The organism is Finegoldia sp. (assembly GCF_046991905.1).
Taxonomy (GTDB): domain Bacteria; phylum Bacillota; class Clostridia; order Tissierellales; family Peptoniphilaceae; genus Finegoldia.
In genome coordinates, this window is sequence record NZ_JBKWZF010000122.1 from 1 (window position 1) to 2,314 (window position 2,314).

The 2,314-nt window shown below is 30.3% G+C and carries 2 protein-coding genes; both read right to left on the bottom strand.

Going from position 1 to position 2,314, the window contains the following annotated elements:
* A partial coding sequence (locus ACLUJM_RS13520; protein WP_412413055.1) for an HAD-IC family P-type ATPase occupies nucleotides 1–762 on the bottom strand: 762 nt, incomplete at its 3' end.
* Between the two features lie 359 nt (nucleotides 763–1,121).
* Nucleotides 1,122–2,314, bottom strand: a 1,193-nt coding sequence (locus ACLUJM_RS13525; RefSeq protein ID WP_412413056.1) for a 3'-5' exonuclease, incomplete at its 5' end; no start/stop codon positions are given.

Below are 2,314 nucleotides of genomic sequence, written 5' to 3' on the forward strand. Positions count from 1 at the left end.
GATTAAGCCAATTAAAAGGGTCGTGACGTGTAAAATTAAATTGCCGAAATCCTTTATCCCTTTCTCAAAATCTGTATCCGCATCTTTTTGGCTAAGGGATGAGGTGATCTTTCCAAACTCAGAATCTTTTGCTAAATTAACTATAATTGCCTTCCCGGAACCGCTCATAACATGAGTGCCCATCCAAAGGGAATTTTTTCTTTTCGAAAGATTCGTGTTGGCAGGTATTGTTGTCGTCACCTTTTCAACGGGAAATGTCTCCCCTGTTAAACTCGATTCATCAGTAGATATGGAATTGCCCTCCATCAGCAAGCAATCCGCCGGTATCATATCCCCTGTTTTAACCCTGATGATATCGCCGATCGTAAGATTGCCGTTGTCGATCTCCTTAAAAGCCCCATCTCTAAGGACAGAAGAAGTAACGCTAACAGAAGACAGCAGACGTTTAACCGCATCGTTTGCTTTACTCTCATGGAGATAACTCAAAAAAGAAGAAATCATAATAATAATCAGGATAATCATTCCATCTGAATAATCCTTCATAAAAATCGACAATACAGCCGCAAAAATCAGAATCATCGTGATGGGGCTTTTAAATTGAGACAAAAAGATCATCACATTGGATCCGGATTTCGTTTCCTTAAAAACATTTTTACCATAACGTGCCATTCTGTCGTCGGCTTCTTTACTCGACAAACCACTTTCGCTCGTATCTAATTTTTTTAAAATATCATCCTTATCATAGGACCAAAAATCTTTCATAATGCCTCCTAGTGATTCGAATATATTCCAATAAAAAATAAAAAGCAATAAACAATATAAAAAGATACCGGAGTTCATTTTAATTGACTCCGGTATCTTTTTATATTTACAGAACAACAAAAATCAAAGTGACTTAACTATAGCCGTAATATGGTGACGCTTGAATTTTATACGGATCGATTCAAGCTATTTTGAAGGGATTTTATTTCCATTCTTCGTTTCCAAACGTCCAATATATCCCAAACCATTCAAAATACTAGATTCTATTTTTTCTGATATCACCGAATCCACTTAATTATAGAACGTTTTCAAGTTTTTAATCCCGTCCCAGTCCCAGTACCAGACAAATAAATTATTTTTTATTGTATAAACTCATAATTAATATCTATACCACTTTTTTCTTGAAAGTTTTCTAAACTACTTCTAATAACTGACTGCAAAGATTCGCCTTCTAAATGAATGTAAAGTTCATTTTTTGCACGACTACAGGCTACATAAAACAAGCGTGTAAATTCATCTAACGTTGTTTCATTAACTAATACGGGAGAAGTAAACATTTTATTCAAATTAACTCCTTCTCTTTTATCAAATGAGTTGGGATTTAAGCTTACAATTACTTTATCCCATTCTAATCCTTTAGATTGATGAACTGTCATATATTTACTATCCTCACAAAAAACCTCATTAAATAAACAATATGATGTATTCCATTTTAGACACTTTACATTTTGTTTCAAATCTTCTTTGTCATATTCTGAAAAAATATAAATTCCTTTATCATTGATTCCAAACAATTTTTTTAAAATAGTATTCTTCTTCTGAAAAATTAAACTATTGAATTTTTCAATTATATCCACTGTTAATGTGTCAGAGCTTACATCTATAAATAATTCTTTTAAAAATTCGTATATTGAATATATATGATTTATTTCTATCTTAGATGGAGATATTTGAAAATACTTTTGCAGTGTTAATATAATATCACCAAAAGATTTATTTTTATAACCTTCCCACAAGTTAAATATAATTTTAAAAGCTTTAACCCACATCACATTATTATGTTCTCTTATTTCATCTCTGATCATAATTGGAGAATTATAATAACTGTTATAAATTTTTTTCAGAATAACAGATTGATTTTCTTCTATATTCTGAATAAATTTAAATGCATCTACCCAACTACGAGCCAGTATAACTCCATTATCGTTTAAAATAGAATAAAGTATTCTATTTACTTCATCACTTCTACCCAGTAAGAATTTTATGCTTATTTTTTCAATAATTGTTTTGTCATCTTTATATTTCCTTATACTTGATTGAAAAATATTTTTGTCTGAACATCTAATAAAATTACAAAAATTTACAATGTTTTCTGTTGATCTACGATTACCATCAATAGAGTACTCTTCTACTTCATTATTTATATTAAACTCTAAAAAATCAGAAACCTTAGCTCCTTGAAAACTATAAATAGATTGGGCAACATCTCCAACTATTATAATTTTTGTAGATTTACTACCTATAAGTTTTATTATTTCTGTTTGTATAGGAT